This is a genomic window from Streptomyces sp. NPDC005302, from assembly GCF_040607345.1.
GTDB lineage: Bacteria > Actinomycetota > Actinomycetes > Streptomycetales > Streptomycetaceae > Streptomyces.
The window spans coordinates 24748-49778 of sequence record NZ_JBEXGN010000012.1 but is presented as its reverse complement, the minus strand read 5'-3'; the positions used below and the strand labels follow the sequence as shown (position 1 = coordinate 49778).

At 71.8% G+C, this 25031-nt stretch carries 17 protein-coding genes; 5 read left to right on the top strand and 12 right to left on the bottom strand.

Going from position 1 to position 25031, the window contains the following annotated elements:
- Positions 1-28: 28 nt before the first annotated feature.
- The 4 genes from ABZT74_RS19635 to hrcA all read right to left on the bottom strand — a co-directional run bounded on the left by ABZT74_RS19635 (position 29) and on the right by hrcA (position 4133).
- Positions 29-778, bottom strand: coding sequence for a 16S rRNA (uracil(1498)-N(3))-methyltransferase (locus tag ABZT74_RS19635; RefSeq protein ID WP_356436415.1), 750 nt, complete (start codon positions 776-778; stop codon positions 29-31).
- A complete protein-coding gene (locus tag ABZT74_RS19630) occupies positions 775-1869 on the bottom strand; it encodes a nitronate monooxygenase (protein WP_355863512.1) in 1095 nt (364 codons plus the stop codon). Before ABZT74_RS19630 ends, ABZT74_RS19635 begins: the two co-directional genes overlap by 4 nt.
- Before the next feature lie 113 nt (positions 1870-1982).
- Positions 1983-3116, bottom strand: coding sequence for a molecular chaperone DnaJ (dnaJ, locus tag ABZT74_RS19625; RefSeq protein WP_356172933.1), 1134 nt, complete (start codon positions 3114-3116; stop codon positions 1983-1985).
- Positions 3117-4133, bottom strand: a complete 1017-nt coding sequence (hrcA, locus tag ABZT74_RS19620; RefSeq protein ID WP_355863508.1) for a heat-inducible transcriptional repressor HrcA — start codon at positions 4131-4133, stop codon at positions 3117-3119.
- A 179-nt stretch (positions 4134-4312) separates the two neighbouring features.
- Between hrcA and ABZT74_RS19615 the strand changes: the two genes are divergently transcribed.
- Positions 4313-5044 carry an MBL fold metallo-hydrolase gene (locus ABZT74_RS19615; RefSeq protein ID WP_356436413.1) on the top strand — a complete coding sequence of 244 codons (732 nt, stop codon included), beginning with the start codon at positions 4313-4315 and terminating at the stop codon, positions 5042-5044.
- A gap of 31 nt (positions 5045-5075) precedes the next feature.
- A complete protein-coding gene (locus tag ABZT74_RS19610; RefSeq protein WP_355863504.1) occupies positions 5076-5882 on the top strand; it encodes a DUF3097 domain-containing protein in 807 nt (268 codons plus the stop codon).
- 93 nt (positions 5883-5975) lie between these two features.
- On the opposite strand, the gene hemW is transcribed toward ABZT74_RS19610, so the two are convergent.
- Positions 5976-7208 (bottom strand): radical SAM family heme chaperone HemW, encoded by a 1233-nt coding sequence (hemW, locus tag ABZT74_RS19605; protein ID WP_355863502.1) that lies wholly within the window; start codon positions 7206-7208, stop codon positions 5976-5978.
- Positions 7209-7317: 109 nt separating this feature from the next.
- A complete protein-coding gene (locus ABZT74_RS19600) occupies positions 7318-9519 on the bottom strand; it encodes a SpoIIE family protein phosphatase (protein WP_356436411.1) in 2202 nt (733 codons plus the stop codon).
- A gap of 181 nt (positions 9520-9700) precedes the next feature.
- Between ABZT74_RS19600 and ABZT74_RS19595 the strand changes: the two genes are divergently transcribed.
- Together ABZT74_RS19595 and ABZT74_RS19590 are read left to right on the top strand one after the other, a co-directional pair.
- Positions 9701-13810, top strand: a complete 4110-nt coding sequence (locus ABZT74_RS19595; RefSeq protein ID WP_356436622.1) for a HAMP domain-containing protein — start codon at positions 9701-9703, stop codon at positions 13808-13810.
- A gap of 9 nt (positions 13811-13819) precedes the next feature.
- Positions 13820-14401, top strand: a complete 582-nt coding sequence (locus tag ABZT74_RS19590) for a response regulator (protein WP_355863828.1) — start codon at positions 13820-13822, stop codon at positions 14399-14401.
- Between the two features lie 91 nt (positions 14402-14492).
- On the opposite strand, the gene ABZT74_RS19585 is transcribed toward ABZT74_RS19590, so the two are convergent.
- Together ABZT74_RS19585 and lepA are read right to left on the bottom strand one after the other, a co-directional pair.
- A complete protein-coding gene (locus ABZT74_RS19585; RefSeq protein ID WP_356436409.1) occupies positions 14493-16364 on the bottom strand; it encodes an AMP-dependent synthetase/ligase in 1872 nt (623 codons plus the stop codon).
- Between the two features lie 213 nt (positions 16365-16577).
- Positions 16578-18446 (bottom strand): translation elongation factor 4, encoded by a 1869-nt coding sequence (lepA, locus tag ABZT74_RS19580; protein WP_356172922.1) that lies wholly within the window; start codon positions 18444-18446, stop codon positions 16578-16580.
- Between the two features lie 348 nt (positions 18447-18794).
- Between lepA and rpsT the strand changes: the two genes are divergently transcribed.
- Complete coding sequence (gene rpsT / locus ABZT74_RS19575) at positions 18795-19061, top strand: 30S ribosomal protein S20 (RefSeq protein ID WP_081217227.1); 267 nt, start codon at positions 18795-18797, stop codon at positions 19059-19061.
- Between the two features lie 637 nt (positions 19062-19698).
- Here rpsT and holA read toward each other — a convergent pair.
- From holA to ABZT74_RS19555, 4 genes are all read right to left on the bottom strand, one after another.
- A complete protein-coding gene (holA, locus tag ABZT74_RS19570) occupies positions 19699-20685 on the bottom strand; it encodes a DNA polymerase III subunit delta (RefSeq protein WP_355863494.1) in 987 nt (328 codons plus the stop codon).
- A gap of 247 nt (positions 20686-20932) precedes the next feature.
- Positions 20933-21178: a hypothetical protein gene (locus ABZT74_RS19565; protein WP_355863492.1), complete on the bottom strand. Its 246-nt coding sequence runs from the start codon at positions 21176-21178 to the stop codon at positions 20933-20935.
- Positions 21179-21723: 545 nt separating this feature from the next.
- The gene (locus ABZT74_RS19560; protein WP_356436406.1) at positions 21724-22554 is read right to left on the bottom strand and encodes an arylamine N-acetyltransferase; all 831 of its coding nucleotides are present in this window, start codon (positions 22552-22554) and stop codon (positions 21724-21726) included.
- 4 nt (positions 22555-22558) lie between these two features.
- Positions 22559-25027 (bottom strand): ComEC/Rec2 family competence protein, encoded by a 2469-nt coding sequence (locus tag ABZT74_RS19555; protein WP_356436619.1) that lies wholly within the window; start codon positions 25025-25027, stop codon positions 22559-22561.
- Positions 25028-25031: the final 4 nt, after the last annotated feature.

The following is a 25031-nucleotide window of genomic DNA, read 5'->3' as shown; positions in this document are numbered from 1 at the left end:
ATCCCCCGTGGTGGGCGGGCGGTTGGGGTCAGGACCAGCGGCCGGTGCGGGCCAGCAGCAGTGCCGCGGCCACGGTGCCCGCCGTCGACGTACGCAGCACCGTACGCCCGAGGTGGAACGTCTTCGCGCCCGCCTCGGTGAACAGCGCCACCTCCTCGGGGGAGATCCCGCCCTCGGGGCCGACGACCAGGACGATCTCCCCGGAGCCGGGCAGTGCGGCGGTCGCGAACGGCTCGGTGCCCAGCTCGGTGTCCTCGTGCAGGACGGCGGCGAGGTCGGCTTTGGCGAGAAGTGCGGCAACCTGTCGGGTCGACATGGCGTCCGCGACGTCCGGGAAGCGCACCCGGCGGGACTGCTTGCCGGACTCCCGTGCGGTGGCGCGCCACTTGGCGAGCGCCTTGAGGCCCCGGTCGCCCTTCCACTGCGTGATGCAGCGGGAGGCGGCCCAGGGGACGATGCGGTCGACGCCGGTCTCCGTCATGGTCTCGACGGCCAGTTCGCCGCGGTCGCCCTTGGGCAGCGCCTGGACGACGGTGATCCGCGGCTCCTCCGCCGGTTCCTCGCTCACCGAGTCCATCCGTACGACGAGGCGGTCCTTGCCCTCCGTGTCGAGGACGACGCAGTCCGCCCAGCGTCCGGCCCCGTCGGTGAGGACGGCGTCCTCGCCGGCGCGCAGCCGCTTCACGGAGACGGCGTGCCGTCCCTCGGGTCCGTCGAGGACGTAGCGTCCGCCGTCGCCCGCGTCGAAGTGCTCGACCAGGAAGACCGGTGCCGTCATCGGGCGGTGCCCCCGTCCGGGGAGTCGCCGGGCGACGACAACGCTGTCCTGGCGGCGGCGAGTTCGGCGGCCAGCACCTCCACCAGTTGTCCGGCGGGCAGGTCGCGCGCCATGCGGTGGCCCTGGCCCGCCCACAGGGCCATGCCCTGCGCGTCGGCGGCCTTCGCGGCCGCCTTGCGCAGCGGCGAGGTGAGGTGGTGGACGTCGGGGTACGCGGCGGGGGCGTAGGGGCCGTGTTCGCGCAGGAAGCGGTTGACCAGGCCGCGGGCCGGGCGTCCGGAGAAGGCGCGGGTCAGTTCGGTGCGCACGAAGAGGGGGTTGGTCAGCGCTTCCTTGTGGACGGGGTTCGCGCCGGACTCGGGGGTGGCGAGGAAGGCGGTGCCGAGCTGGGCCGCGTCCGCGCCGGCGGCGAGGACGGCGGCGATCTGGCTGCCGCGCATGATGCCTCCGGCGGCGACGACCGGGATGTCCACGGCCTCGCGGACCTGGGCGACCAGCGAGAGCAGTCCGATGCCCGCGCCGTCCGTCTCCGGGTTGTCGCGGTGGGTGCCCTGGTGTCCGCCGGCCTCGACGCCCTGGGCGATGACGGCGGCGGCGCCCGCACGCTGAACGGCGAGGGCCTCCTCGGCCGTGGTCGCGGTGACCAGGGTGAGGGTGCCGGCGCGGTTCAGGGACTCCAGCACGTCCTGGGCCGGGATGCCGAAGTGGAAGGAGACGACCGGCACCGGGTTGTCGAGGAGGACGGCGAGCTTGGCGTCGTAGCCGTCGTCCCGGCCGCTGTCCGGGTCGCCGAGTTCGGTCTCGTACCAGGCGGCCTCACCGGCGAGCTGGTGGGCGTAGACCTCTACCGCCGAGGAGTCCGCGTACTCCGGCTGCGGCATGAACAGGTTGACGCCGAAGGGACGGCCGGTCAGCCCGCGCAGCTGTTTGATCTCCTGGTACATGCCGTCGGCCGTCTTGTACCCGGCGGCGAGGCATCCGAGCCCGCCGGCCTCGGACACGGCGGCCGCGAGCTGGGGGACGGAGACGCCGCCCGCCATGGGGGCCTGCACGATCGGGTGAGGGAAGAGATCGGTCAGCGCGGAGGACATGACGGCATGTTGTCACGTCCTCCGTACAAGTCCGAATCCGGCCGTCCGCTCGGTTACGGGGTTGCGCGGCAGGCGGGTACGGGGCGGGAACACCGCCCCGTACCGCCGTCGCGTCAGCGACCGTTGAAGGCGTCCTTCAGCCGGGAGAAGAGCCCCTGCTGCCCGGGCTGGAACTGGCCGGTGGGCCGCTCCTCGCCGCGCAGCTGGGCGAGCTCGCGCATGACCCGCTCCTGCTCGGGATCGAGCTTGGTCGGCGTGGTGACCTCGACGTGCACGATGAGGTCGCCGCGGCCGCCGCCGCGCAGGTGCGTGACGCCCCGGGTATGCAGCGGGATCGACTGGCCGGACTGCGTGCCCGGACGGATGTCGACCTCCTCCATGCCGTCGAGGGTCTCCAGCGGCACCTTGGTGCCGAGGGCCGCGGCGGTCATCGGGATGGTGACCGTGCAGTGCAGGTCGTCGCCACGACGCTGGAACGTCGAGTGCGGCAGCTCGTGGATCTCGACGTACAGGTCGCCGGCGGGGCCGCCGCCGGGGCCGACCTCGCCCTCGCCCGCGAGCTGGATCCGTGTGCCGTTGTCCACACCGGCCGGGATCTTGACCGTGAGGGTGCGGCGGGAGCGGACCCGGCCGTCGCCCGCGCACTCGGGGCACGGGGTCGGGACCACGGTGCCGAAGCCCTGGCACTGCGGGCACGGCCGCGAGGTCATGACCTGGCCGAGGAACGACCGCGTCACCTGGGACACCTCGCCGCGGCCGCGGCACATGTCACAGGTCTGCGCGGAGGTCCCGGGTGCGGCACCCTCGCCGCTGCAGGTCGCGCAGACGACGGCGGTGTCGACCTGGAGGTCCTTCGTGGTGCCGAAGGCCGCCTCGTCCAGCTCGATCTCCAGCCGGATCATGGCGTCCTGGCCACGGCGGGTCCGCGAGCGCGGTCCGCGCTGCGAGGCCGTGCCGAAGAAGGCGTCCATGATGTCCGAGAAGTTCCCGAAGCCGCCCGCGCCGAAGCCGCCGGCGCCTCCGCCCTGCTGGGACAGCGGGTCACCGCCGAGGTCGTAGACCTGCTTCTTCTGCGGGTCCGACAACACCTCGTAGGCGGCGTTGATCTCCTTGAAGCGCTCCTGCGTCTTCGGATCGGGATTGACGTCCGGATGCAGCTCGCGCGCGAGCCTCCGGAACGCCTTCTTGATCTCGTCCTGGGACGCGTCGCGGCGCACGCCGAGTACGGCGTAGTAGTCCGTGGCCACTCAGGACTCCGCCAGGATCTGTCCGACGTACCGTGCCACCGCTCGTACCGCTCCCATCGTTCCCGGGTAATCCATGCGGGTCGGGCCGACCACGCCGAGTTTGGCTACTGCCTCGCCGCCCGAACCGTAGCCGACCGAGACCACGGACGTGGAGTTGAGTCCCTCATACGCGTTCTCATGCCCGATTCGCACGGTCATGCTCGAATCCCCGGCCTCTCCAAGCAACTTGAGGAGCACGACCTGCTCCTCCAGCGCTTCGAGCACCGGCCGGATGGTGAGAGGGAAGTCATGTCCGAAACGGGTGAGATTGGCGGTCCCGCCGATCATCAGCCGCTCCTCGGTCTCCTCGACCAGTGTCTCCAGCAGAGTGGAGAGCACTGTCGAGACCGTACCCCGGTCCTCCGCCTCGAAGGCGTCCGGGAGGTCCTGCACGAGCTGCGGGACGTCCGCGAAGGGGCGGCCCGCGATCCGGCTGTTGAGCCGGGCCCGCAGATCGGCGAGAGAAGTCTCACCGAACGGCACGTGACAGTTGATCATGCGTTGCTCGACCCGGCCGGTGTCCGTGATCAGCACGAGCATCACGCGCGCCGGGGCGAGCGAGAGCAGTTCCACGTGCCGCACGGTCGAGCGGGTCAGCGAGGGGTACTGCACGACGGCGACCTGGCGGGTGAGCTGCGCGAGCAGCCGCACCGTCCGGCCGACGACGTCGTCGAGGTCGACGGCTCCGTCCAGGAAGTTCTGGATGGCGCGCCGCTCGGGCGCGGTCATCGGCTTGACGCCCGCGAGCTTGTCGACGAAGAGCCGGTATCCCTTGTCCGTGGGGATGCGTCCGGCGCTGGTGTGCGGCTGGGCGATGTAGCCCTCGTCCTCCAGGACCGCCATGTCGTTGCGGACGGTCGCCGGCGAGACGCCGAGCCGGTGCCGCTCCGTGAGCGCCTTGGAGCCGACCGGCTCCTCGGTGCCCACATAGTCCTGGACGATGGCGCGGAGCACCTCGAGCCTGCGTTCACTGAGCATCGCGCACACCTCCAGAAGTCGACTCCGTGGTCTTCGTGGCCTTCGTGGCTTTTCGCCTGGCACTCAGTGCGCCCGAGTGCCAGCGTTCCCCGGGCCAGTGTACGGCGGTGAGGCACGGCCCCGGCAAGGGCGGGCCTGCGATGTCGTGCGCGACACCCGGTCACCGCTAGCGTCGCCGTATGAGGCTGACTTGGGAAGAGCTGGGGTGGGAACGGGTGGCGCCCCGGATCGGCCGGCGGCGGCTTCCGGACTGGGACTGCACCGTCGGGCTCGTCGTCGGCGAGGACGCCGCGCTGATGATCGACGCCGGATCGCGCCTCGCGGAGGGCGCGGCGCTGCGCGCGGACGCGGAGCGGCTGCTCGGCCCGGGGCGGCACGTGACGCACCTCGCACTCACCCACCCGCACTTCGACCACGTCTTCGGCGCCGCCGCGTTCGAGGGCGCCGAGGTGTTCGTCGCGGACGGCTCGTCCGGGGTGTACGGGAACGGCCGCGAGGAGCTGCGCGCGGACGCGGTGCGCAACGGGCTGGATCCCCTGGCGGCACAGGAGGCGTCCGACGCCCTCGTACGCCCCCGGCAGGGCGTCCGGGGCGCCCTGGACCTGGAGCTGGGCGGCAGCGTCGGGGTGCGGCTGGTGCGGACGGGTGAGGGCCACACCGCCCACGACCTCGTGGCCGTCGTGCCGGGGGACCCGGCGGTGGTGTTCTGCGGCGACCTGGTCGAGGAGTCCGGCGAGCCGCAGGCGGGTTCCGACGCCGTCCCCTCCCGCTGGCCCGGGGCCCTCGACCGGCTGCTCGCGCTCGGCGGTGACGACGCTGTGTACGTGCCCGGCCACGGAGCGCTGGTGGACGCCGCGTTCGTCCGCTCGCAGCGGGACGCGTTGGCCGCGCGTTTCGGCGTGTCGCGGTGAGGCCCGGCGCGCTTCTCCTATCGTCATGCGAATGCGCCAGTACTCTCCGGACCTGACCCCGCCGTGGAAGAAGCCCAAGCCCGTGCCCGAGGTCCCGGCGGACCCCGGTCTGGTGGTCGAGGAGCCCGGCACCGGTTTCTGCGGCGCGGTGATCGGCTGCGAGGCGGGCACGGTCACCCTGGAGGACCGCTTCGGCAAGCACCGGGTGTTCCCCATGGAGCCGCGCGGCTTCCTGCTGGAGGGCAGGGTGGTGACGCTGGTCCGCCCGACGGCCGCGGCGCCGGTACGTCCCAGCCGGACCGCGTCCGGTTCGGTGGCGGTGCCCGGCGCCCGCGCCCGGGTCGCGCGGGCCGGCCGCATCTACGTGGAGGGCCGCCACGACGCCGAACTGGTCGAGCGGGTCTGGGGCGACGACCTGCGCGTCGAGGGCGTCGTCGTGGAGTACCTGGAGGGCGTCGACGACCTGCCCGCGATCGTCGAGGAGTTCGCGCCGGGCCCCGACGCCCGGCTCGGCGTGCTCGTCGACCACCTGGTGCCCGGCTCGAAGGAGTCCCGGATCGCCGCGGCGGTGACGAGCGAGCACGCCCTGGTGCTCGGCCACCCCTACATCGACATCTGGGAGGCCGTGAAGCCGTCCTCCGTGGGCATCCCGGGCTGGCCCCGGGTCCCGCGCGGCGAGGACTGGAAGACGGGCGTGTGCCGGGCCCTGGGCTGGCCGGAGAACACCGGCGCGGCCTGGCAGCACATCCTGTCCCGGGTCCGCTCCTACAAGGACCTCCAGCCCGAACTCCTGGGCCGGGTCGAGGAACTGATCGACTTCGTCACGGCGCCGGAGTAGCCGGGGGCACGGCCGGGCACCCCTCGGCCCGGGCACGCGTGCGGTGCCGGCCGGTGGTGTCCGTGACGTCCGGTGTCGTCCGGTGGTGTCCGGTCAGTCGACCAGGTCCCGGACGACCGCGTCCGCGAGGAGGCGTCCGCGCAGGGTGAGGACGGCGCGGCCGTCGTCGTACGGGCCCGGTTCGAGGAGGCCCTCGGACAGGGCGCGGCGGGAGGCCGCGAGGCCGTCGGTGCGCAGCAGCGAGAGCGGGCAGCCCTCGCGCAGCCGCAGTTCGAGCAGGATGCGCTCGACGCGGCGGTCCTCGCCGGAGAGGAGCTCGCGTCCGGCGCCCGGGGAGCGGCCGGAGGCGAGCGCCGCCGCGTAGGCGCCGGGGTGCTTCACGTTCCACCAGCGGACGCCGCCGACGTGACTGTGCGCGCCGGGGCCCGCGCCCCACCAGTCGGCGCCGCGCCAGTACAGCTCGTTGTGCAGACAGCGGGCCGCCTCGGAAGTGGCCCAGTTCGACACCTCGTACCAGTCGAAGCCGGCCTTCGACATCACCTCGTCGGCGATGAGGTAGCGGTCGGCGTGGACGTCGTCGTCCGTCATCGGGACCTCGCCGCGGCGGATGCGGCGGGCGAGCTGGGTGCCCTCCTCGACGATGAGCGCGTACGCCGAGACGTGGTCGGGGCCGGCGCCGAGGGCCGCTTCGAGGGAGGCCCGCCAGTCGTCGTCCGACTCCCCCGGGGTGCCGTAGATCAGGTCGAGGTTCACGTGCTCGAAGCCGGCCGCGCGGGCCTCGGCGACACAGGCCTCGGGGCGGCCGGGGGTGTGGGTGCGGTCCAGCACCTTCAGCACGTGCTGCCGGGCGCTCTGCATGCCGAAGGAGACGCGGTTGAAGCCGCCGGCGCGGAGCGTCGCGAGGTACTCCGGGTCGACGGACTCCGGGTTCGCCTCCGTGGTGATCTCCGCGTCGTCCGCGAGCCCGAACTCGTCACGGACCGCCCCCAGCATCCGGACGAGATCGTCGGCGGCCAGCAGGGTGGGTGTGCCGCCCCCGACGAAGACGGTGCGGACGGGACGCGGGTCGTCGCCGAGCACCTTGCGGGCGAGGCGGACCTCGTCGATCAGGGTGTCCGCGTAGTTGTCGCGGGAGGCGAGCACGCCTCCGGTGCCCCGCAGCTCGGTCGCCGTGTAGGTGTTGAAGTCGCAGTACCCGCAGCGGGTCGCGCAGTACGGAACGTGGAGGTAGAACCCGAGGGGCCGTTCGGCCGCCCCGGCCAGGGCGCGCGCGGGCAGCGCCCCGTCGTCGGGGACGGGCTCGCCGTCGGGGAGTGCGGAAGGCATGCGTTCCATTGTCCAGCACGGGCGGAGTGAACGGTCCCGGCCTGTGGACGGGCGGCCGGATCGCGTGACCGGGACCGTGGGGGCGGCGGGTGGGAGCGGGCCGGCGGAGCTACTCGGCCTGTAGGACCAGCAGGGCCATGTCGTCCTCCGGCGGGCGGCTCCCGAACTCGTGGACGAGTGCGCGGATGCGTTCCGCGATCAGCTCGGCGTTCAGGCCCGTACACCCCGTGAGGGCCTGCGCGAGCCCGTCGTCGTCGTCGAACTGCCGGGTCCCCTCGCGCCGCTCCGTCACGCCGTCGGTGACGCACAGCAGGGTGTCGCCGGGGTGCAGGTCGAAGGACTCGGAGGTGTAGCCGGGGTCCTCGAAGACGCCGAGCAGGGTCTGCGGCACGGCCACCTCCCGTACGTCGCCGTCGGGGGCCAGCAGCAGCGGCAGCGGGTGTCCGGCGGAGGCGAGGGTGCAGCGCACGCCGCCCTCGAAGGGGACCAGTTCGCCGTAGAGCATGGACAGGAAGCGGGTCTGCGGGCCGAGGTCGGTGCCGAGCCCGGGGCCGCCGGCCGCCACGAGCGCGCGGGCCGCCGCGTCGGCGGCCTCGGTCGCGTCGTCGAGGAGGAGCTGGTTGAGACGGTCGAGGACGTCCGCCACGTCGTAGCCCTCGCGGGACAGCAGCCGCAGCCAGGGCCGGGCGAGGCCGATCACGACGGCGGCCTCGGGCCCCTTGCCCTGGACGTCGCCGACCGCGAAGCACCAGCGGCCGTCCCCGGCCGGGAACACGTCGTAGAAGTCACCGCTGGGGCCGCCCTCGTCGAGCGGCTCGTAGACGAGGGCGCTGCGCACGCCCGGGATCTCGGCGACCGCGCCCGGCAGGAGCCCCCGCTGCAGGACCCGGCTGATGGTGGCCTGGCGCGCGTACTGGCGGGCCGCGCCGATGGCGAGCGCGATCCGACGGCTCAGGTCCTCGACGAGCCCGGTGACCTCGTCGGCGAAACCGGCGGGTCCGGCCCGTCCGATGACGAGCGTGCCCAGCGGACGGCCGCCCGCGATCAGCCGGTACGCCAGGGCCGCGCCGCTCGCTCCGCGCGGGCCCAGCGCCTCGCCGGGCCAGGGCACGGGGACGGCGCGGGACCTGACCGCGTCGGGCAGTCGCGGCGGATCCTCCTCCAGGACGTCGCGCAGGTCCTCGATGAGGTTCTCGCTGCCGTGCCAGACGCGGGCGAGGCGGGGTCCGAGGGCCAGGCCGAGACCGCCCGCCCGGTCGGTGGCCTCGTCCTCCAGCCACACCGCGCACCAGTCGGCGAGCCGCGGGACGAGGAGCTGTCCGGCGAGCGCGGCGACGAGGTCCTCGTCGAGCTGTCCGGCCAGCAGGTCGGAGGCCTCGGCGAGAAAGGAGAGGGCCCCGCGGTCGAGCCAGTCCCGCCCCTCGGAGGGGTTCCGCGCGCCGCCGGTGGCGGATGCTCCGGAGGCGGTGCCGCCCGGGGCCGCGGCGGGGAAGCCGGACGGGTCGAAGGTGTCCCCGCCCGGGAAGAAGGCCGCGGGCGCCCCCGGGACGGGCGCCGCGAAGACGGACGCGGTCGAGGTGGGTCCGGCCGGGCCCCGTCCACCGGGGCCGCGTGCGCCCGCGAGGCGGTTCCCGGGGGCGGCACCGCCCGGCGCGGGCTCTGCGCCGGGCGATCCGCCGCCACCCGCGCCGTCCGTCCCCGCGCGGCCACCTCTGCCGGTGAGGTCGCTCCCCGCGAACGCGTCCGCCGGGGACCGGGTGTCCGGCGCGGCGAACGCCTCGGCGCCCGGCAGGGTGTCGGCGCTCCCGTCGAGCAGCAGGCGCGCCCACACCGTCTTGACGCCCGGGCGGTAGGTGATCCCCCAGGCCTCGGAGAGGGCGGAGACCAGACGCAGGCCCCGCCCGTACTCCGGTGTCCCGTAAGGGCGTTCGGGGCTGTCGTCGCGTATCGCGCGGGCGGGGTGGTGGTCGGTCACCTCGATGACCAGCGGGCCGGGCGGACCGTCGGGCGCGTGCTCCAGGCGGCACAGCAGCTCGACGTCGGTGCCCGCGTGGACGACGGCGTTGGTGACGAGTTCGCTCACCACCACGGCGGCGTCGCCGGTGAGCCGGTCGTCGATGATCTCGGCGCCGGGCAGGGCCAGTTCGGCCCAGCCCAGGAGCGTGTCACGGAGGTAGCGGCGGGCGGCTCCGGGGGCGAGCGGGGTGCCCGGCAGGGTCGTACGGGCCACGGTGTCCTGGCCGGCGCGGTGGTGCGCGGGCGCACCCGGGGCGCACGCCATGGACTCGCGTTGCGTCGGAATGGCCCCCACTGTGCGGCTCCCTGAGCAGTTCGGACGAATACACCTCAGCCGGTGCGGACAGGGTGACAGACTGGCCGCGCCCATAAGCATCGAGTCACCGAAGTGGGCCGTCATGAGTGAGAACAGTGGTATGCATGTGCTCGAAGACGGACAGATTCGAGCATCGGACCTGCGTCCCCTGCTCGCCGCGATGACCGCGGCGCGGGACGGCGACTTCAGCAAGGTGCCGGAGACGGCACACGGTCTGGTCGCCGAGCTGAACACGATGTTCAACCAGATCATGGACCGCAGTTCCCACTTCAACTCCGAGGTGCAGCGCGTCCGCAGGGAGCTGATCCGCTACGGACGGCTCGACGAGCGGCTCGCCGCCAGCCCCGGCGGCGGCAAGTGGACGACGCGCGTCGACGACGTGAACCAACTGCTCGACGCGCTGGTGGCACCCGCGGCGAACGCGACCCGCGTCCTCGACGCGGTGGCCGGCGGCGATCTGACCCAGCGCGTCGACCTGCACGACGGCAACCGTCAACTCCGGGGCGATCTGCGCCGGTTGGGGCGCGCCGTGAACAGAATGGTCGACCAGCTCTCCCTGTTCACCGGCGAGGTCACCCGGGTCGCCCGCGAGGTAGGCACCGAGGGGCGGCTCGGCGGCCGCGCCAAGGCGACCGGGCTGTCCGGGAGTTGGCGGGACGTGACCGAGGCGGTCAACACGATGGCCTCCCGGCTGACGGCCCAGGTGCGGGACATCGCCCTGGTGACCACGGCGGTGGCACGCGGCGACCTGACCCGTACGGTGACGGTCGAGGCGACGGGTGAGCTGCTGGAACTGAAGCTCACCGTGAACACGATGGTCGACCAGCTCTCCGCGTTCGCCGACGAGGTCACCCGGGTGGCCCGCGAGGTCGGCACCGAGGGCCGGCTGGGCGGCCGCGCGCAGGTCCGGGGGGTGTCGGGGGTCTGGAAGGACCTCACCGACAACGTCAACTTCATGGCGTCCAACCTGACGTCACAGGTTCGAAATATCGCACAGGTCACCACGGCGGTCGCCAACGGTGACCTCAGCCAGAAGATCACGGTCGACGCGCAGGGCGAGATCCTCGAACTCAAGTCGACGATCAACACGATGGTCGACCAGCTCTCCGCCTTCGCCGACGAGGTCACCCGCGTCGCCCGCGAGGTCGGCACCGAGGGCAACCTCGGCGGACGGGCCCAGGTGCGGGGCGTGTCGGGGGTCTGGAAGGACCTCACCGACAACGTCAACTTCATGGCGGACAACCTGACCTCGCAGGTCCGCAACATCGCCCTCGTCTCCACCGCCGTGGCACAGGGCGACCTCGGCAAGAAGATCACCGTCGAGGCGAAGGGCGAGATCCTCGAACTGAAGTCGACCATCAACACGATGGTCGACCAGCTCTCCGCCTTCGCCGACGAGGTCACCCGCGTCGCCCGCGAGGTCGGCACCGAGGGCAACCTCGGCGGCCAGGCCCAGGTGCGCGGGGTGTCGGGCGTCTGGAAGGACCTCACCGACAACGTCAACTTCATGGCCCTGAACCTGACGTCCCAGGTCCGCAACATCGCGCAGGTCACCACCGCCGTCGCCAACGGCGATCTGTCGAAGAAGATCACGGTCGACGCCCGGGGCGAGATCCTGGAACTCAAGGACACCGTCAACACGATGGTGGAGCAACTGCGCGCGTTCGCCGACGAGGTGACCCGCGTGGCACGCGAGGTCGGTACGGACGGACGGCTCGGCGGACGCGCCCAGGTCCTCGGGGTCTCGGGCGTCTGGCGGGACCTGACCGACAACGTCAACTACATGGCCGACAACCTGACCTCGCAGGTCCGCAACATCGCCCAGGTGGCCACGGCGGTGGCGCAGGGCGACCTGTCGAAGAAGATCGACGTGGACGCCCGCGGCGAGATCCTCGAACTGAAGACGACCATCAACACGATGGTGGACACGCTGTCGTCGTTCTCCTCGGAGGTCACCCGGGTGGCCCGCGAGGTGGGTTCGGAGGGCCGGCTCGGCGGCCAGGCGCGGGTCGAGGGCGTGTACGGCACCTGGAAACGCCTGACGACGAACGTGAACGAACTCGCCTCCAACCTCACCACCCAGGTCCGCGCGATCGCCGAGGTGGCCTCCGCGGTGGCCCAGGGCGACATGTCCCGCTCCATCAGCGTGGAGACGCAGGGCGAGGTCGCCGAACTGAAGGACAACATCAACCTGATGGTGGCCAACCTGCGCGAGACGACGCGGGCGAAGGACTGGCTGGAGTCGAACCTCGCCCGCCTCGCCGCGCTGATGCAGGGCCACCGCGACCTGATGGAGGTCGCCGACCTGATCCTGCGCGAGCTGACCCCGCTGGTGAACGCGCAGTACGGCGCCTTCTTCCTGGCCGACCCCGAGGAGGACGAACCCGCGCTGCGCACGGCCGTGCCCGCCAAGGGACTCGCCTTCATCGCCGGGTACGGCGCGGCACAGGGTGCGACCGTCGACACCGGCGGCATGCCGGTGCACGGCCTGGTCCGGCAGGCGGCCCGCGAGAAGAAACGGATCCTCGTCGAGGAGGCCCCGCCCGACTACATCAAGATCAACAGCGGGCTCGGGGAGGCGGCTCCGGCCAGCGTCGTCATCATCCCGATCCTCTTCGAGGACAAGCTCCTCGGCGTCATCGAACTGGCCTCGTTCTCCCGCTTCTCCGACGTCCACCTCGCCTTCTTCGACCAGTTCGTGAACACCATCGGCGTCGCCATCAACACGATCATCGCCAACTCCCGTACGGAGTCCCTGCTCGGCGAGTCCCAGCGGCTCGCCATCCAGCTCCAGGACCGCTCCGACGAACTCCAATCACAGCAGGCGGAGTTGCAGCGTTCCAACGCCGAACTGGAGGAGAAGGCGGCCCTTCTCGCCACCAGCTCGCAGTACAAGTCGGAGTTCCTGGCGAACATGTCGCACGAGCTGCGCACACCGCTGAACTCCCTGCTGATCCTCGCCCGGCTGCTGTCCGACAACCCCGACGGCCGGCTCTCCGGCCAGGAGGTGCAGTTCGCGACGACCATCCACCGCTCGGGCTCGGACCTCCTCCAGCTCATCAACGACATCCTCGACCTGTCGAAGATCGAGGCCGGCCGGATGGACGTACGCCCCAAGAGGCTGCCGCTCATCAAGCTCCTCGACTACGTCCACGCCACCTTCCGCCCGCTCACCCACGACCGGGGGCTCGCCTTCGAGGTGGCGGTCGGCGAGGACGTGCCGCGCGAGATGTGGTCCGACGAGCAGCGGCTCCAGCAGATCCTGCGCAACCTGCTCGCCAACGCCATCAAGTTCACCGCGAGCGGCCGCGTCGAGCTGCGCGTCGACCGCGTCGCGGACCCCGACCGTACCCGCGAGTACGGCGACACCGTGATCGCCTTCGCCGTCTCCGACACCGGCATCGGCATCGCGCCGGAGAAACTCCCCGTGATCTTCGAGGCGTTCCAGCAGGCCGACGGCACCACCAACCGCAAGTACGGCGGCACGGGCCTCGGACTGTCCATCAGCCGCGAGATCTCCGGACTGCTCGGCGGCCGCATCGTCGCCGAGAGCACGCCGGGCAAGGGTTCCACCTTCACGCTGTACGTGCCGGTGGTGAGCCCGGGGCACGCGGCGACGGGACCGACCCGCGAGGACCATCTCGTCGCGCTCCCCGAGCAGTTGTCGACCGGTCCCTACACGGTCCGCGGCACCGACGACTCCTGGCCGGCCCCCACCAAACTGGAGGCCTGGCAGGCCGGCCGGGCGGGCAGGGTCCTGCCGGGCAGACGGGTGCTGATCGTGGACGACGACATCCGCAACGTCTTCGCGCTGACCCATGTGCTCGGCCGCGTCGGCATGCCCGTGCTGTACGCGGAGAACGGCCGCGAGGGCATCGAGACGCTGGAGCGCAACCCCGACGTCGAACTGGTGCTGATGGACATCATGATGCCGGAGATGGACGGCTACGAGACGATCTCCGCCATCCGCCGCACGCCCCGCTGGGCGGGGCTGCCCATCGTCGCGCTGACCGCGAAGGCGATGCCCGGCGACCGGGAGAAGTCCATCGCGCGGGGCGCCAACGACTACGTTCCCAAGCCGGTGGACGTCGACCGGCTCCTCACCGTCGTCTGCGCCCTTCTCGATCCCGAGGGCACGGACGAGGAGAAGCGGGACGCCCCGGGTGCCACGGACCCCGGGGGGCGTGCCGAGGGTCCGGGCGCGGTCGCCGCCGAACCGGCGCCCGACGCCCCGCGGGGGCGAGGCACCGACAGCACGCGGACCGAGTGAGGCACCGTCATCATGAGTGAGGCAACGAACGGTGAGCGCGCGAGCATCCTCCTGGTCGATGACATGGAGGACAACCTGATCGCACTGGAGGCCGTCCTGGGCTCCCTCAACGAGCCTCTGGTGAGGGCGCGTTCGGGCGAGGAGGCGATGAAGGCACTGCTGCGTCAGCGGTTCGCCGTCGTGCTGCTCGACATCCGGATGCCGGGCATGGACGGCTTCGAGACGGCCGCAAACATCAAGCGGCTCGACCAGACCAAGGACGTCCCCATCATCTTCCTGACGGGCACGGACGCGGATGCGGGCTACGCCTTCCGCGGGTACGCGACCGGAGCCGCCGACTATCTGACGAAGCCGTTCGACCCGTGGGTGCTGCGCGCCAAGGTCACCGTCTTCCTCGATCTGCACCGGAAGAACCGGCAGTTGGAGCGCCTGCTCGCCCGCGAGGAGGAACGGTTCGACGAACTCGCCGACCGGCTCCGCGGGATCGAGACCCAGCTCGCGGCCGGCGCCCTCCGGGACGCCGTCGAACTCCGCGAGCAGCTCGGGCAGATGGAGGCGCTGCTGAGGGACATGCGCCGGAACCGTACCTAGGACCCGGCGGCCGTACCCGTCTCGGCACATGGCTCCGCCCCCGGCGGACCGGGGGCGGAGAGAGCGGCCGGAGCGGGCCCGGGCAGGCGGGCTACGCCTCGCGGGATCCCGCGTACATCTCGTCGATCAGGTGCTTGTACTCCCGCTCGACGACCGGGCGCTTGAGCTTGAGGCTCGGGGTGATCTCGCCGTGCTCGACGTCCAGGTCGCGGGGCAGGAGACGGAACTTCTTGATGGTCTGCCAGCGCTGGAGACCTTCGTTGAGCTCCTTCACGTAGCCCTCGACCATGACGACCGTCGTGGGCGCGGCGACGACCTCGGCGTACGACCTGCGCTCCAGACCGTTGTCCTTCGCCCACTCCATGATCGACGGTTCGTCGAGCGCGATGAGGGCGGTGCAGAAGTTCCGGTCGGCGCCGTGCACGAGGATGTTGGAGACGTACGGGCAGACCGCCTTGAACTGGCCCTCGACCTCGGCGGGCGCGATGTACTTGCCGCCCGAGGTCTTGATGAGGTCCTTCTTGCGGTCGGTGATCCGCAGGTAGCCGTCCGGGGACAGCTCGCCGATGTCGCCGGTGTGGAACCAGCCGTCGGCCTCCAGCACCTCGGCCGTCTTCTCGGGCAGCCCGTGGTAGCCCTCCATGATGCCGGGACCGCGCAGCAGGATCTCGCCGTCGTCCGCGATGCGCACCTCGGTGCCGGGCAGCGGCTTGCCGACCGTGCCGGTGCGGTAGGCCTCGCCCGGGTTCACGAAGGAGGCGGCGGAGGACTCGGTGAGTCCGTACCCCTCCAGGATGTGGATGCCGGCGCCGGCGAAGAAGTAGCCGATCTCGGGCGCGAGGGCGGCGGAGCCGGAGACGCAGGCGCGCAGGTTGCCGCCGAATGCCTCGCGGATCTTGGCGAAGACGAGGGTGTCGGCGACCTTGTGCTTGGCGCCGAGCGCGAACGGCACGGAGGCGGAGCCGGTGCGGCGGAAGTTGTCCTGGCTGACCTTCGCGTACTCGCGGGAGACCTGGGCCGCCCACTGGAAGATCTTGTACTTGGCGCCGCCGCCCGCCCGCGCCTTGGCCGCGACCCCGTTGTAGACCTTCTCGAAGATGCGGGGGACGGCCGCCATGTACGTCGGCTGCACCACCGGCAGGTTCTCGATGATCTTGTCGACGCGGCCGTCGACGGCGGTCACGTGCCCGACCTCGATCTGGCCGGAGGTGAGGACCTTGCCGAAGACGTGCGCGAGCGGCAGCCACAGGTACTGGACGTCGTCCTGGCCGACCAGGCCGGTGGAGGCGATCGCCTTCGCCATGTACGACCAGTTGTCGTGCGGCAGACGGACGCCCTTGGGGCGGCCGGTGGTGCCGGACGTGTAGATGAGGGTGGCGAGCTGGTCGGCGGTGATCGCGCCGACGCGCTCCTTGATCAGCTCGGGGTGCGTCTCCAGGTAGGCGGCGCCGCGCTTCTCCAAGTCGGCGAGGGTGAGGACCCAGTCGTCGCTCTCCACGCCCTCGCCGTCGATGACCACGACGTGGCCGAGCTCGGGAAGGTCCGCCCGCTTGTCCCGCGCCTTGGCGAGCTGGGCGGCGTCCTCCGCGACGAGCACCCTGCTCGCGGAGTCGGAGAGGATGAACGCCGACTCCTCGGCGTTGGTCTGCGGGTAGACGGTCGTGGTGGCCGCGCCGGCGCACAGGATGCCGAGGTCGGCGAGGATCCACTCGACCCGGGTGGAGGAGGCGAGCGCGACGCGCTGCTCGGGCTCCACGCCGAGTTCGATGAGACCGGCGGCGATGGCGAAGACCCGCTCGGCGGCCTCGCCCCAGCTCAGGGACTTCCACTCGTCGGGGCCGTCGCCCGCGGCCGGTACCGGGTAGCGGTATGCCTCGGCGTCCGGTGTGGCCGCCACGCGCTCCAGGAAGAGGGCCGCGACGGACGGCGGACGGTTCTCGATCAGGGTCTGTGTGTCGCTCACGACATCCTCCGGGGCCCGCGGCGTTGCGGCTGGCTCAATTGCGGCTGTTGGTTAACTCGCGAGTAACTACCGAGCAGGGATCAGAGTAGAACGCGTCCGGCCGGTGCGTAAGAGGCGGCGGCCCGTCACTTCGACCAGGACACACTCCGCAGACAAGCACAGGGCCCGCCACGCGGAAGCGCGACGGGCCCTGAAACTCGGCATCCCGGGTGACTACTTCTTGCCCTTGGCGGTGCCGCCGCTGTCGTCGCTGGACAGCACGGAGATGAAGGCCTCTTGCGGAACCTCCACAGAGCCCACCATCTTCATCCGCTTCTTGCCTTCCTTCTGCTTCTCCAGCAGCTTCCGCTTACGGGAGATGTCACCGCCGTAGCACTTGGCGAGGACGTCCTTGCGGATGGCGCGGATGGTCTCGCGGGCGATGACCCGGGAGCCGATGGCCGCCTGGATCGGCACCTCGAAGGCCTGCCGCGGGATCAGCTCGCGCAGCTTGGCGACGAGCCGGACACCGTACGCGTACGCCGCGTCCTTGTGGGTGACCGCCGAGAAGGCGTCGACCTTGTCGCCGTGCAGCAGGATGTCGACCTTGACCAGGCTGGAGGCCTGCTCGCCGGTGGGCTCGTAGTCCAGCGAGGCATAGCCGCGGGTCTTGGACTTCAACTGGTCGAAGAAGTCGAAGACGATCTCCGCGAGCGGCAGGGTGTAGCGGATCTCGACCCGGTCCTCGGAGAGGTAGTCCATGCCGAGCAGGGTGCCGCGCCGGGTCTGGCACAGCTCCATGATCGCGCCGATGAACTCCGAGGGCGCGAGGACGGTCGCGCGCACGACGGGCTCGTAGACCTTGTCGATCTTGCCCTCGGGGAACTCGCTCGGGTTGGTGACCACGTGTTCGCTGCGGTCCTCCATCTCGACGCGGTAGACCACGTTCGGGGCGGTGGCGATCAGGTCGAGCCCGAACTCGCGCTCCAGCCGCTCGCGGATCACGTCGAGGTGCAGCAGCCCGAGGAAACCGACCCGGAAGCCGAAGCCCAGTGCCGCCGAGGTCTCCGGCTCGTACACCAGCGCGGCGTCGTTGAGCTGGAGCTTGTCCAGGGCCTCGCGCAGCTCGGGGTAGTCGGAGCCGTCCAGCGGATACAGGCCCGAGAAGACCATGGGCCGGGGCTCCTTGTACCCGCCGAGCGACTCGGTCGCACCGTTGTGCAGGGTGGTGATCGTGTCACCGACCTTGGACTGGCGGACGTCCTTCACGCCGGTGATGAGGTAGCCCACCTCACCGACACCGAGCCCGTCGGCCGCCTTCATCTCGGGGGCCGAGACGCCGATCTCCAGCAGCTCGTGGGTGGCGCCGGTGGACATCATCCGGATGCGCTCACGCTTGTTGAGCTGACCGTCGATGACACGGACGTACGTCACGACACCGCGGTAGGAGTCGTACACGGAGTCGAAGATCATCGCGCGTGCGGGGGCGTCCTGGACGCCGACCGGGGCGGGGATCTCCGCGACGACCTTGTCGAGCAGTGCCTCGACACCCAGACCGGTCTTGGCGGAGACCTTCAGCACGTCCTCGGGGTCGCACCCGATGAGGTTCGCGAGCTCCTCGGAGAACTTCTCCGGCTGCGCGGCCGGCAGGTCGATCTTGTTCAGTACGGGGATGATCTTGAGGTCGTTCTCCATCGCCAGGTAGAGGTTGGCGAGAGTCTGCGCCTCGATGCCCTGGGCCGCGTCGACCAGCAGGACCGTGCCCTCGCAGGCCGCGAGCGACCGCGACACCTCGTACGTGAAGTCGACGTGCCCGGGGGTGTCGATCATGTTGAGGATGTGGGTCTTGCCCGGGTTCTCGGACGGTGCCCAGGGCAGCCGGACCGCCTGGGACTTGATCGTGATGCCGCGCTCGCGCTCGATGTCCATACGGTCGAGGTACTGAGCACGCATCTGCCGCTGGTCGACCACCCCGGTCAGCTGGAGCATGCGGTCGGCGAGCGTGGACTTGCCGTGGTCGATGTGCGCGATGATGCAGAAATTGCGGATCAGAGCCGGGTCGGTACGGCTCGGCTCGGGCACATTGTTAGGGGTCGCGGGCACGCAGGGTCCTGTCTCTTGAGGCGCCTGTCGCCTCGGGTCGGATCGATACGTAGGCTCCATCGTCCCACGCGCGGGGAGCTGCGACCGGTTTGGGCCGTGTGTACGGGGATCGCCCCGCTCGTTCGAGGCGCCCGGGCAGGTGTCCGCCGTGCGCCCGGGGGAGGTGTCCGCCGTGCGTCCAAGGGTCTCCCCGGCGGACCGCGGGAGACCGGTTTGGGCCGGTCGTACGGGGGCTGGTAGCCTGGGTGGCTGTGTCTCGTGCCCTCTCTAGCAGGAGACGCACCCAAGAAAATCAAACGGCGGGTGAGACGTGCTGTCTCGCCTGCCTGAACCTGTAAAGGCTCATTCGTGGCGAACATCAAGTCCCAGATCAAGCGGATCAAGACCAACGAGAAGGCCCGGCTGCGCAACAAGGCCGTCAAGTCTTCCCTGAAGACCGCGATCCGCAAGGCCCGCGAGGCTTCGGCCGCGGGTGACGTCGAGAAGGCCACCGAGTACACGCGCGCCGCGTCGCGCCAGCTCGACAAGGCCGTCTCGAAGGGCGTCATCCACAAGAACCAGGCCGCCAACAAGAAGTCGGCGCTTGCTTCGAAGGTCGCCGCCCTCAAGGGCTGAGTCGGCTGAGCCCTTCGGGCTCACCCTCTGAACTGCTTGACGTGACCGTCGGCCGGACCCGAGCGGGCCCTCTCTCTCCGCTCCCGACCGACACCCCGGATCCGCGCACGATCTGCGTTCGCCACGCGGGCGTGGATCCACCCAGCTCCAACCGAAGGCCCCGCTTCCTCCCGCTACGGGAGACGAGCGGGGCCTTCGGCATGCGGTGGTGGGGAGGGCGGGGTGGAGAGGGCTCTGCCCCGGGGCCGTGCGCTGTCCGGCGTACGGGAACGGCCGGGGCCGAGTGGGCTGCCTCGGGTCGGCCGAAGTGGTCCCGGTGGCGGCCTGTCCGGCGGTCGGGAGCGGCCGGGGGACGGGGTACGCCGGGGCCGACGGGGCTGCCCTGGGCCGGCCGAGTGGTCCAGGTGGTGGCCTGTCCGGCGGTCGGGAGCGGCCGGGGGGGCAGGGCACGCCGGGGCCGACGGGGCTGCCTTGGGTCGGCCGAGGGGTCCAGGTGGTGGCCTGTCCGTGGTGGACGGTCCCTAGTGAACCGGTCGTGAGTTTCTGCGACACCACGTGAGGGGCGTCCAGCACCAAGCCGCTGGTCGGTGAGCCCTCGACCAGGTGGCCGGTGACGCAGGATCTCGAAACCGGGACCCTAGGAGCGACGGGAGCGGGCCGCGCGGGCGATCGTCACGACCGCCTTCTCCAGCGCGTACTCCGGGTCGTCGCCGCCGCCCTTGACCCCTGCGTCCGCCTCCGCCACGGCCCGCAGGGCCACGGAGACCCCGTCCGGCGTCCACCCGCGCATCTGCTGCCGCACCCGGTCGATCTTCCAGGGCGGCATCCCCAGCTCACGGGCGAGATCGGCGGGCCGGCCGCCCCGCGCCGAGGACAGCTTCCCGATCGCCCGCACCCCCTGTGCGAGCGCACTGGTGATCAGGACGGGAGCCACACCGGTCGACAGCGACCACCGCAACGCCTCCAGCGCCTCGGCAGCCCGACCCTCGACGGCCCGGTCGGCCACGGTGAAGCTGGACGCCTCGGCCCGCCCCGTGTAGTAGCGCCCGACGACCGCTTCGTCAATCGTCCCCTCGACGTCCGCGGTCAGCTGCGTCACCGCCGACGCCAGCTCGCGCAGGTCGCTCCCGATGGAGTCCACCAGCGCCTGACACGCCTCCGGCGTGGCCGAGCGCCCCAGGACCCGGAACTCGCTCCGCACGAACCCCAGCCGGTCCGCCGGCTTCGTCATCTTGGGGCACGCGACCTCCCGCGCCCCCGCCTTGCGTGCGGCGTCCAGCAGCCCCTTGCCCTTGGCGCCGCCGGCGTGCAGCAGCACCAGGGTGATCTCCTCGGCCGGCGCCCCGAGATACGTCTTGACGTCCTTGATCGTGTCCGCCGACAGATCCTGCGCGTTGCGTACGACCACGACCTTGCGCTCGGCGAAGAGCGAGGGGCTCGTCAGCTCATTGAGCGTGCCGGGCTGCAACTGGTCCGAGGTGAGGTCCCGTACGTCCGTGTCGGCGTCGGCGGCCCGGGCCGCGGCCACCACCTCCTGGACGGCACGGTCGAGCAGGAGGTCCTCCTGACCCACGGCGAGCGTGACAGGGGCGAGGGGATCGTCTTGTGCGGTCTTCTTGGCCATCCTCGAAAGCATCCCACGCGCCGCTGACAACCGGCCCCGGGCGCCCACCGCCCCCACACGATCCCGACCCTGCGGAACCGGCCCCGGAGCGGCGCACAGCGCCCCTGCCCCTGACCTGCTCCGACCTGCCCCCGATGTCCCCCGGCGCCGTGCAGGACCGGCGGGACAGAGGCACCGAGGCACCGAGGCACCGAGGACAGAGATCATTCGGCCGCCCTGGTCTACGGCCCTGGTCTACGGCCCTCGTCTACGGCTCCTCGCGCCAGCCGTCCCACTCCCCCGCGAACTCGTCCAGCTCCTTCGGGTCCAGCCGCTCGTCGGCGTCCGTCAGGACGAGGAGCCACTGCGCGTCCTCGGCGTCGTCCTCTCCTGCCAGCGCGTCCCGGACGAGCTGCGGCTCCTCGTGCAGTCCGAACCTGTCCCCGACGGCCTCCGCCGCCTCTTCCGCGGCATCGCGGTCGGGCAGCACCAGCACATGTCTCACTTCGCTCACACGGACATTTTCCGGTACGTCCGGAACGGCCGGCCCCCGGGGCGCCCTCCGAAGGTGAGCAGGGGCCCAGAACGGGGCCATGGGCAGGGGCCGACCCGACTCAGCTCGGCCCTGCTCAGCTCGGCTCGGCCCGACTCGGCTCGGCTCGGCTCGGCCCGACTCGGCTCAGCCCGACTCGGCTCGGCTCAGCCCGACTCGGCTCGGCTCAGCCCGACTCGGCTAGGGCTCGGCACTGGGAGTCGGCCCTGGATCTGCACCGGCGGCATCCGGACGGACCGGTACCCGGAGTGTGCGGAGCCGGACGGGCCGGTGCCCGGAGTGTGCGGAGCCGGACGGGCCGGTGCCCGGAGGATCCGGACGAGCCGAAGCCCGACGGAGCCGAGCCCCGCGGAGCCGGACGGAGCTGAGCCCCGAGGGGTGCTGAGCCGGACGGGCCGGTGCCCGGAGGATCCGCGAGCCGGACGGCGCTGAGCCCGGCCGGGAGGGTGGCGTCCGTGTCCGGAGCGGTCACGACGCCCGGCTCCCTCCCCGGACCGGAAGGGGAGTCACCCCGCCGCCCTGACCTCCGGAACCCGGTCCAGCTCGATACCGAAGCGCTCCCGGTACACCGCCAGCACCTCATCGTCCGTGGCGACCTCCACCACCTCCTTCGCCCCGTCGGGGTCCGTCACCGTGAACTTCCTGCCGCTGAGCGTGATCCGTCCCCCGTCCTTCGTGACCCGCGAGCAGACCAGCGAACGGGAGAAGTTCGAGAGCGACGACGTGCTGTGCCACCAGGCCCCGACGACGAAGTCCTCGAGCACCCGCGGCCTCATCTCCAGCCGGTACTGGCGTTTGTCGCCCAGGACGACGTCCAGGTCCTTGCTCTCCCGCCCGTCCCCGGCGCCCCGCACCCCCGCCGCGTCCGGCCCGGACTCGACGACCCCGAACACCCCGGCCGGATCCCGCTGTTCGCCCCGCTCCCCGAAGGCCAACGGATAGTGGCTGTGCGCCCCGAACCCGACATCGGTGATCCAGTCGCCGCCGTCCACCGTCCGCACCCGCAGCGCGAGATGGTCGTAGGGAATCCCGGGCTTACCGTCGTCCCCGTACACCCGCGCCGCGAGCAACGTCACGTCGAAACCGAGCGAGCTCAGCAACGCCCCGAAGGCGCCGTTCAGTTCGTAGCAGAAGCCCCCTCTGCGAGCGCCCACCAGCTTGTCGAGCAGCCTCTTCTCGTCCAGCACGATCTCCTCACCGAGGTGGATCGACAGGTTCTCGAACGGCACCGTCGTCAGGTGGCGCAGCTGGAGGTCGCGCAGCACGTCGGACGTGGGCCACGCGGGGTGCTGAGCCCCGATACGGCGGAGGTAGGCGTCGGCCTGTGCGGAATTCATGACCTCAGTGTCCCGCCACACTCAGGCCTCCGCCCGCACCCGTGACGGCGAGCGACCCGTCCTCGTCGGTCCGCAGCACCACCGCGCCCCCGGCCCGCAGCGCCCGCACCGTACTCGGGGCGGGATGCCCGTAGACGTTGTGTCTGCCGCAGGAAATGAGCGCGAGACGCGGCGCCACACGGCGTATGAGCTCGGGATCCTGGTAGGCGGACCCGTGATGGGCGACCTTGAGAACGTCCACGTTGCGCACCTCCACGGCCGCCGGTGATCTCAACAGGGCCTGCTGCGCGGGTGGTTCGAGGTCTCCGAGCAACAGCAGCCGCAGCCCGGACGACCTGACGAGCAGCGCGATGCTCGCGTCGTTCGGACCGTCCGGCGTCGGGGCCGGATCCGGTGGCGGCCACAGCACCTGCCAGTCGAGCCTGCCGGTGCGCCGCCGCTCCCCTGCCACGGCGCGGGTCACGGGGATGTGCCGCGCGGCCGCCTCCCGTCGCACGAACTCGGCCTGATCCGGCGGTTCTTCGAACCCGGTTGTCTCGATCGCGCCCACCGACCGCCCGTCGAGCACGCCCGGCAGTCCCGCGACATGATCGGCGTGGAAGTGCGTGAGCACGACGAGCGGGATCCTGGTGACGCCGAGGGTGCTCAGACAGCGGTCGACCGCGACCGGGTCCGGACCTGCGTCCACCACCACGGCGCTGCCGTCACCCGCGGACAGCACCGTCGCGTCTCCCTGCCCCACATCGCACATCGCGAACCGCCAGCCGGGCGGCGGCCATCCCGTGATCACCCTCGTCAACGGCGGCGGCTGCACGACGACGAGCAGGAACAGCACGAGGCAGGCGGCACTCAGCCAGAGATGCCGCAGCAGTCTCCGGCCGACGAGCACGACGACCACCGTGACGAGCGCCAGCAGACCCGCGCCCGCCCAACTGCCCGGCCAGTCCACTCCCCCGCCGGGCAGCGCGGCGCCCGTGCGCGCGATGTCCGCGATCCACCGGGCGGGCCAACCGGCACACCACGCAAGGACCTTGGCAACCGGCATCGCCACCGAGGCCGTCGCCAGCGTCCCGAAGCCCAGCACCGTGGCCGGCGCGACCGCGAACTCCGCGAGCAGATTGCACGGCACCGCCACCAGGCTCACCCGTGCCGACAACAGGGCGACCACAGGTGCGCACAGTGCCTGCGCCGCGGCGGCCGCGGCGAGAGCCTCCGCCAACCGGGGAGGCACCCGGCGCCGACGCAACGCCGCGCTCCAGCGCGGGGCGACCGTCAGCAGGGCGCCGGTGGCGAGCACCGAAAGGAGGAATCCGTAACTGCGGGACAGCCAGGGGTCGTACAGCACCAGCAGCAGTACCGCGGTGGCCAGCGCAGGGATGAGCGACCTGCGGCGCCCTGTCGCGATGGCGAGCAGCGCGATCGATCCGCACGCCGCCGCCCGCAGCACGCTCGGGTCCGGCCGGCACACGATCACGAACGCGAGGGTGAGCGCACCGCCGAGCAGCGCGGTCGCCCGGAGCGGGACACCGAACCGGGGTGCGAGGCCGCGCCGCTCCACCCGCTGGGCGAGGCCCGCCGGGCCGATGAACAGGGCGAGCAGGATCGTGAAGTTGCCCCCGCTGACGGCGAGGAGGTGGGTGAGGTCGGTCGCCTTGAAGTCCTCGTCCAGCTCCGGCGTGATCCGTGCGGTGTCCCCGACGACCAGGCCGGGCAGCAGGGCCCGCGCATCCGTCTCCAGACCGTCGGTCGCCTCCCGCAGCCCCTCCCGGAGCCGCCCGGCGAACCGCTGCGGCCCGGAGGGCTCCCCCACCACCTCCGGCGGCGCACTCCCCCGCACCCGCAGCACCGCCGCGATGTCGCCTCCGTCGGACAGAGCGGGCACGACCCGCGCCGCCACCCGCACCCGTGTGGACGGCAACAACGACAACCAGGGTGAGCGTTCACCGGACGCCTGGGCAGGCCCGCGCCGCGAGCGCGCGTCGACGATCACCAGCACCGGCGTCCGGGTGGCGAGCACCGTGCCGTCGGCCTCGACGATCCTCCTGACCCGCGCGTCGAAGAGCAGCGCCGTCGGCGCCATGTGGTCGCCGGTGATCCGGGGCCGGGTGAACCGTGGATCGGAGGTGACCTCCACGTCGGCCGTCACCTGGGCGAACCTCTTCGCGAGCGCCGGAACGGGGCCGCGCCGCACGTCCGCGCCGTGCAGGCCCGCGGAGGCCGCAGCCGCGGAGACACAGAGGAGCACAGCGGCCGCGGAGATGCGGGGCCACGCACCCGGCCGCGCTCCCCCACGCCGCCGGGCCGCGCATGCCCCGCGTCGGCGGGCGGCGGATGTCCCGCGTCGGCGGCGCACGGGGTCGCCCAAGGGAACGGCGGAGTCGCCCAGGGTTATGGCGGGGTCGCCCGGCGACTCCGAACGCGCATCGGCCCGCCCTGCCGACAACAACATGCCTCCGGCCACCAGGGACACCATGGCC

Bases quoted from the DNA above. Each gene is read 5' to 3' on its own strand.
- ABZT74_RS19610 (WP_355863504.1), top strand. From the start codon at position 5,076: ATGCGCCAGTACTCTCCGGACCTGACCCCGCCGTGGAAGAAGCCCAAG.
- ABZT74_RS19635 (WP_356436415.1), bottom strand. From the start codon at position 778: ATGACGGCACCGGTCTTCCTGGTCGAGCACTTCGACGCGGGCGACGGC.
- hemW (WP_355863502.1), bottom strand. From the start codon at position 7,208: ATGCCTTCCGCACTCCCCGACGGCGAGCCCGTCCCCGACGACGGGGCG.
- ABZT74_RS19560 (WP_356436406.1), bottom strand. From the start codon at position 22,554: ATGAATTCCGCACAGGCCGACGCCTACCTCCGCCGTATCGGGGCTCAG.
- hrcA (WP_355863508.1), bottom strand. From the start codon at position 4,133: ATGCTCAGTGAACGCAGGCTCGAGGTGCTCCGCGCCATCGTCCAGGAC.
- ABZT74_RS19555 (WP_356436619.1), bottom strand. From the start codon at position 25,027: ATGGTGTCCCTGGTGGCCGGAGGCATGTTGTTGTCGGCAGGGCGGGCC.
- ABZT74_RS19595 (WP_356436622.1), top strand. From the start codon at position 9,701: ATGACCGCGGCGCGGGACGGCGACTTCAGCAAGGTGCCGGAGACGGCA.
- holA (WP_355863494.1), bottom strand. From the start codon at position 20,685: ATGGCCAAGAAGACCGCACAAGACGATCCCCTCGCCCCTGTCACGCTC.
- ABZT74_RS19615 (WP_356436413.1), top strand. From the start codon at position 4,313: ATGAGGCTGACTTGGGAAGAGCTGGGGTGGGAACGGGTGGCGCCCCGG.
- ABZT74_RS19630 (WP_355863512.1), bottom strand. From the start codon at position 1,869: ATGTCCTCCGCGCTGACCGATCTCTTCCCTCACCCGATCGTGCAGGCC.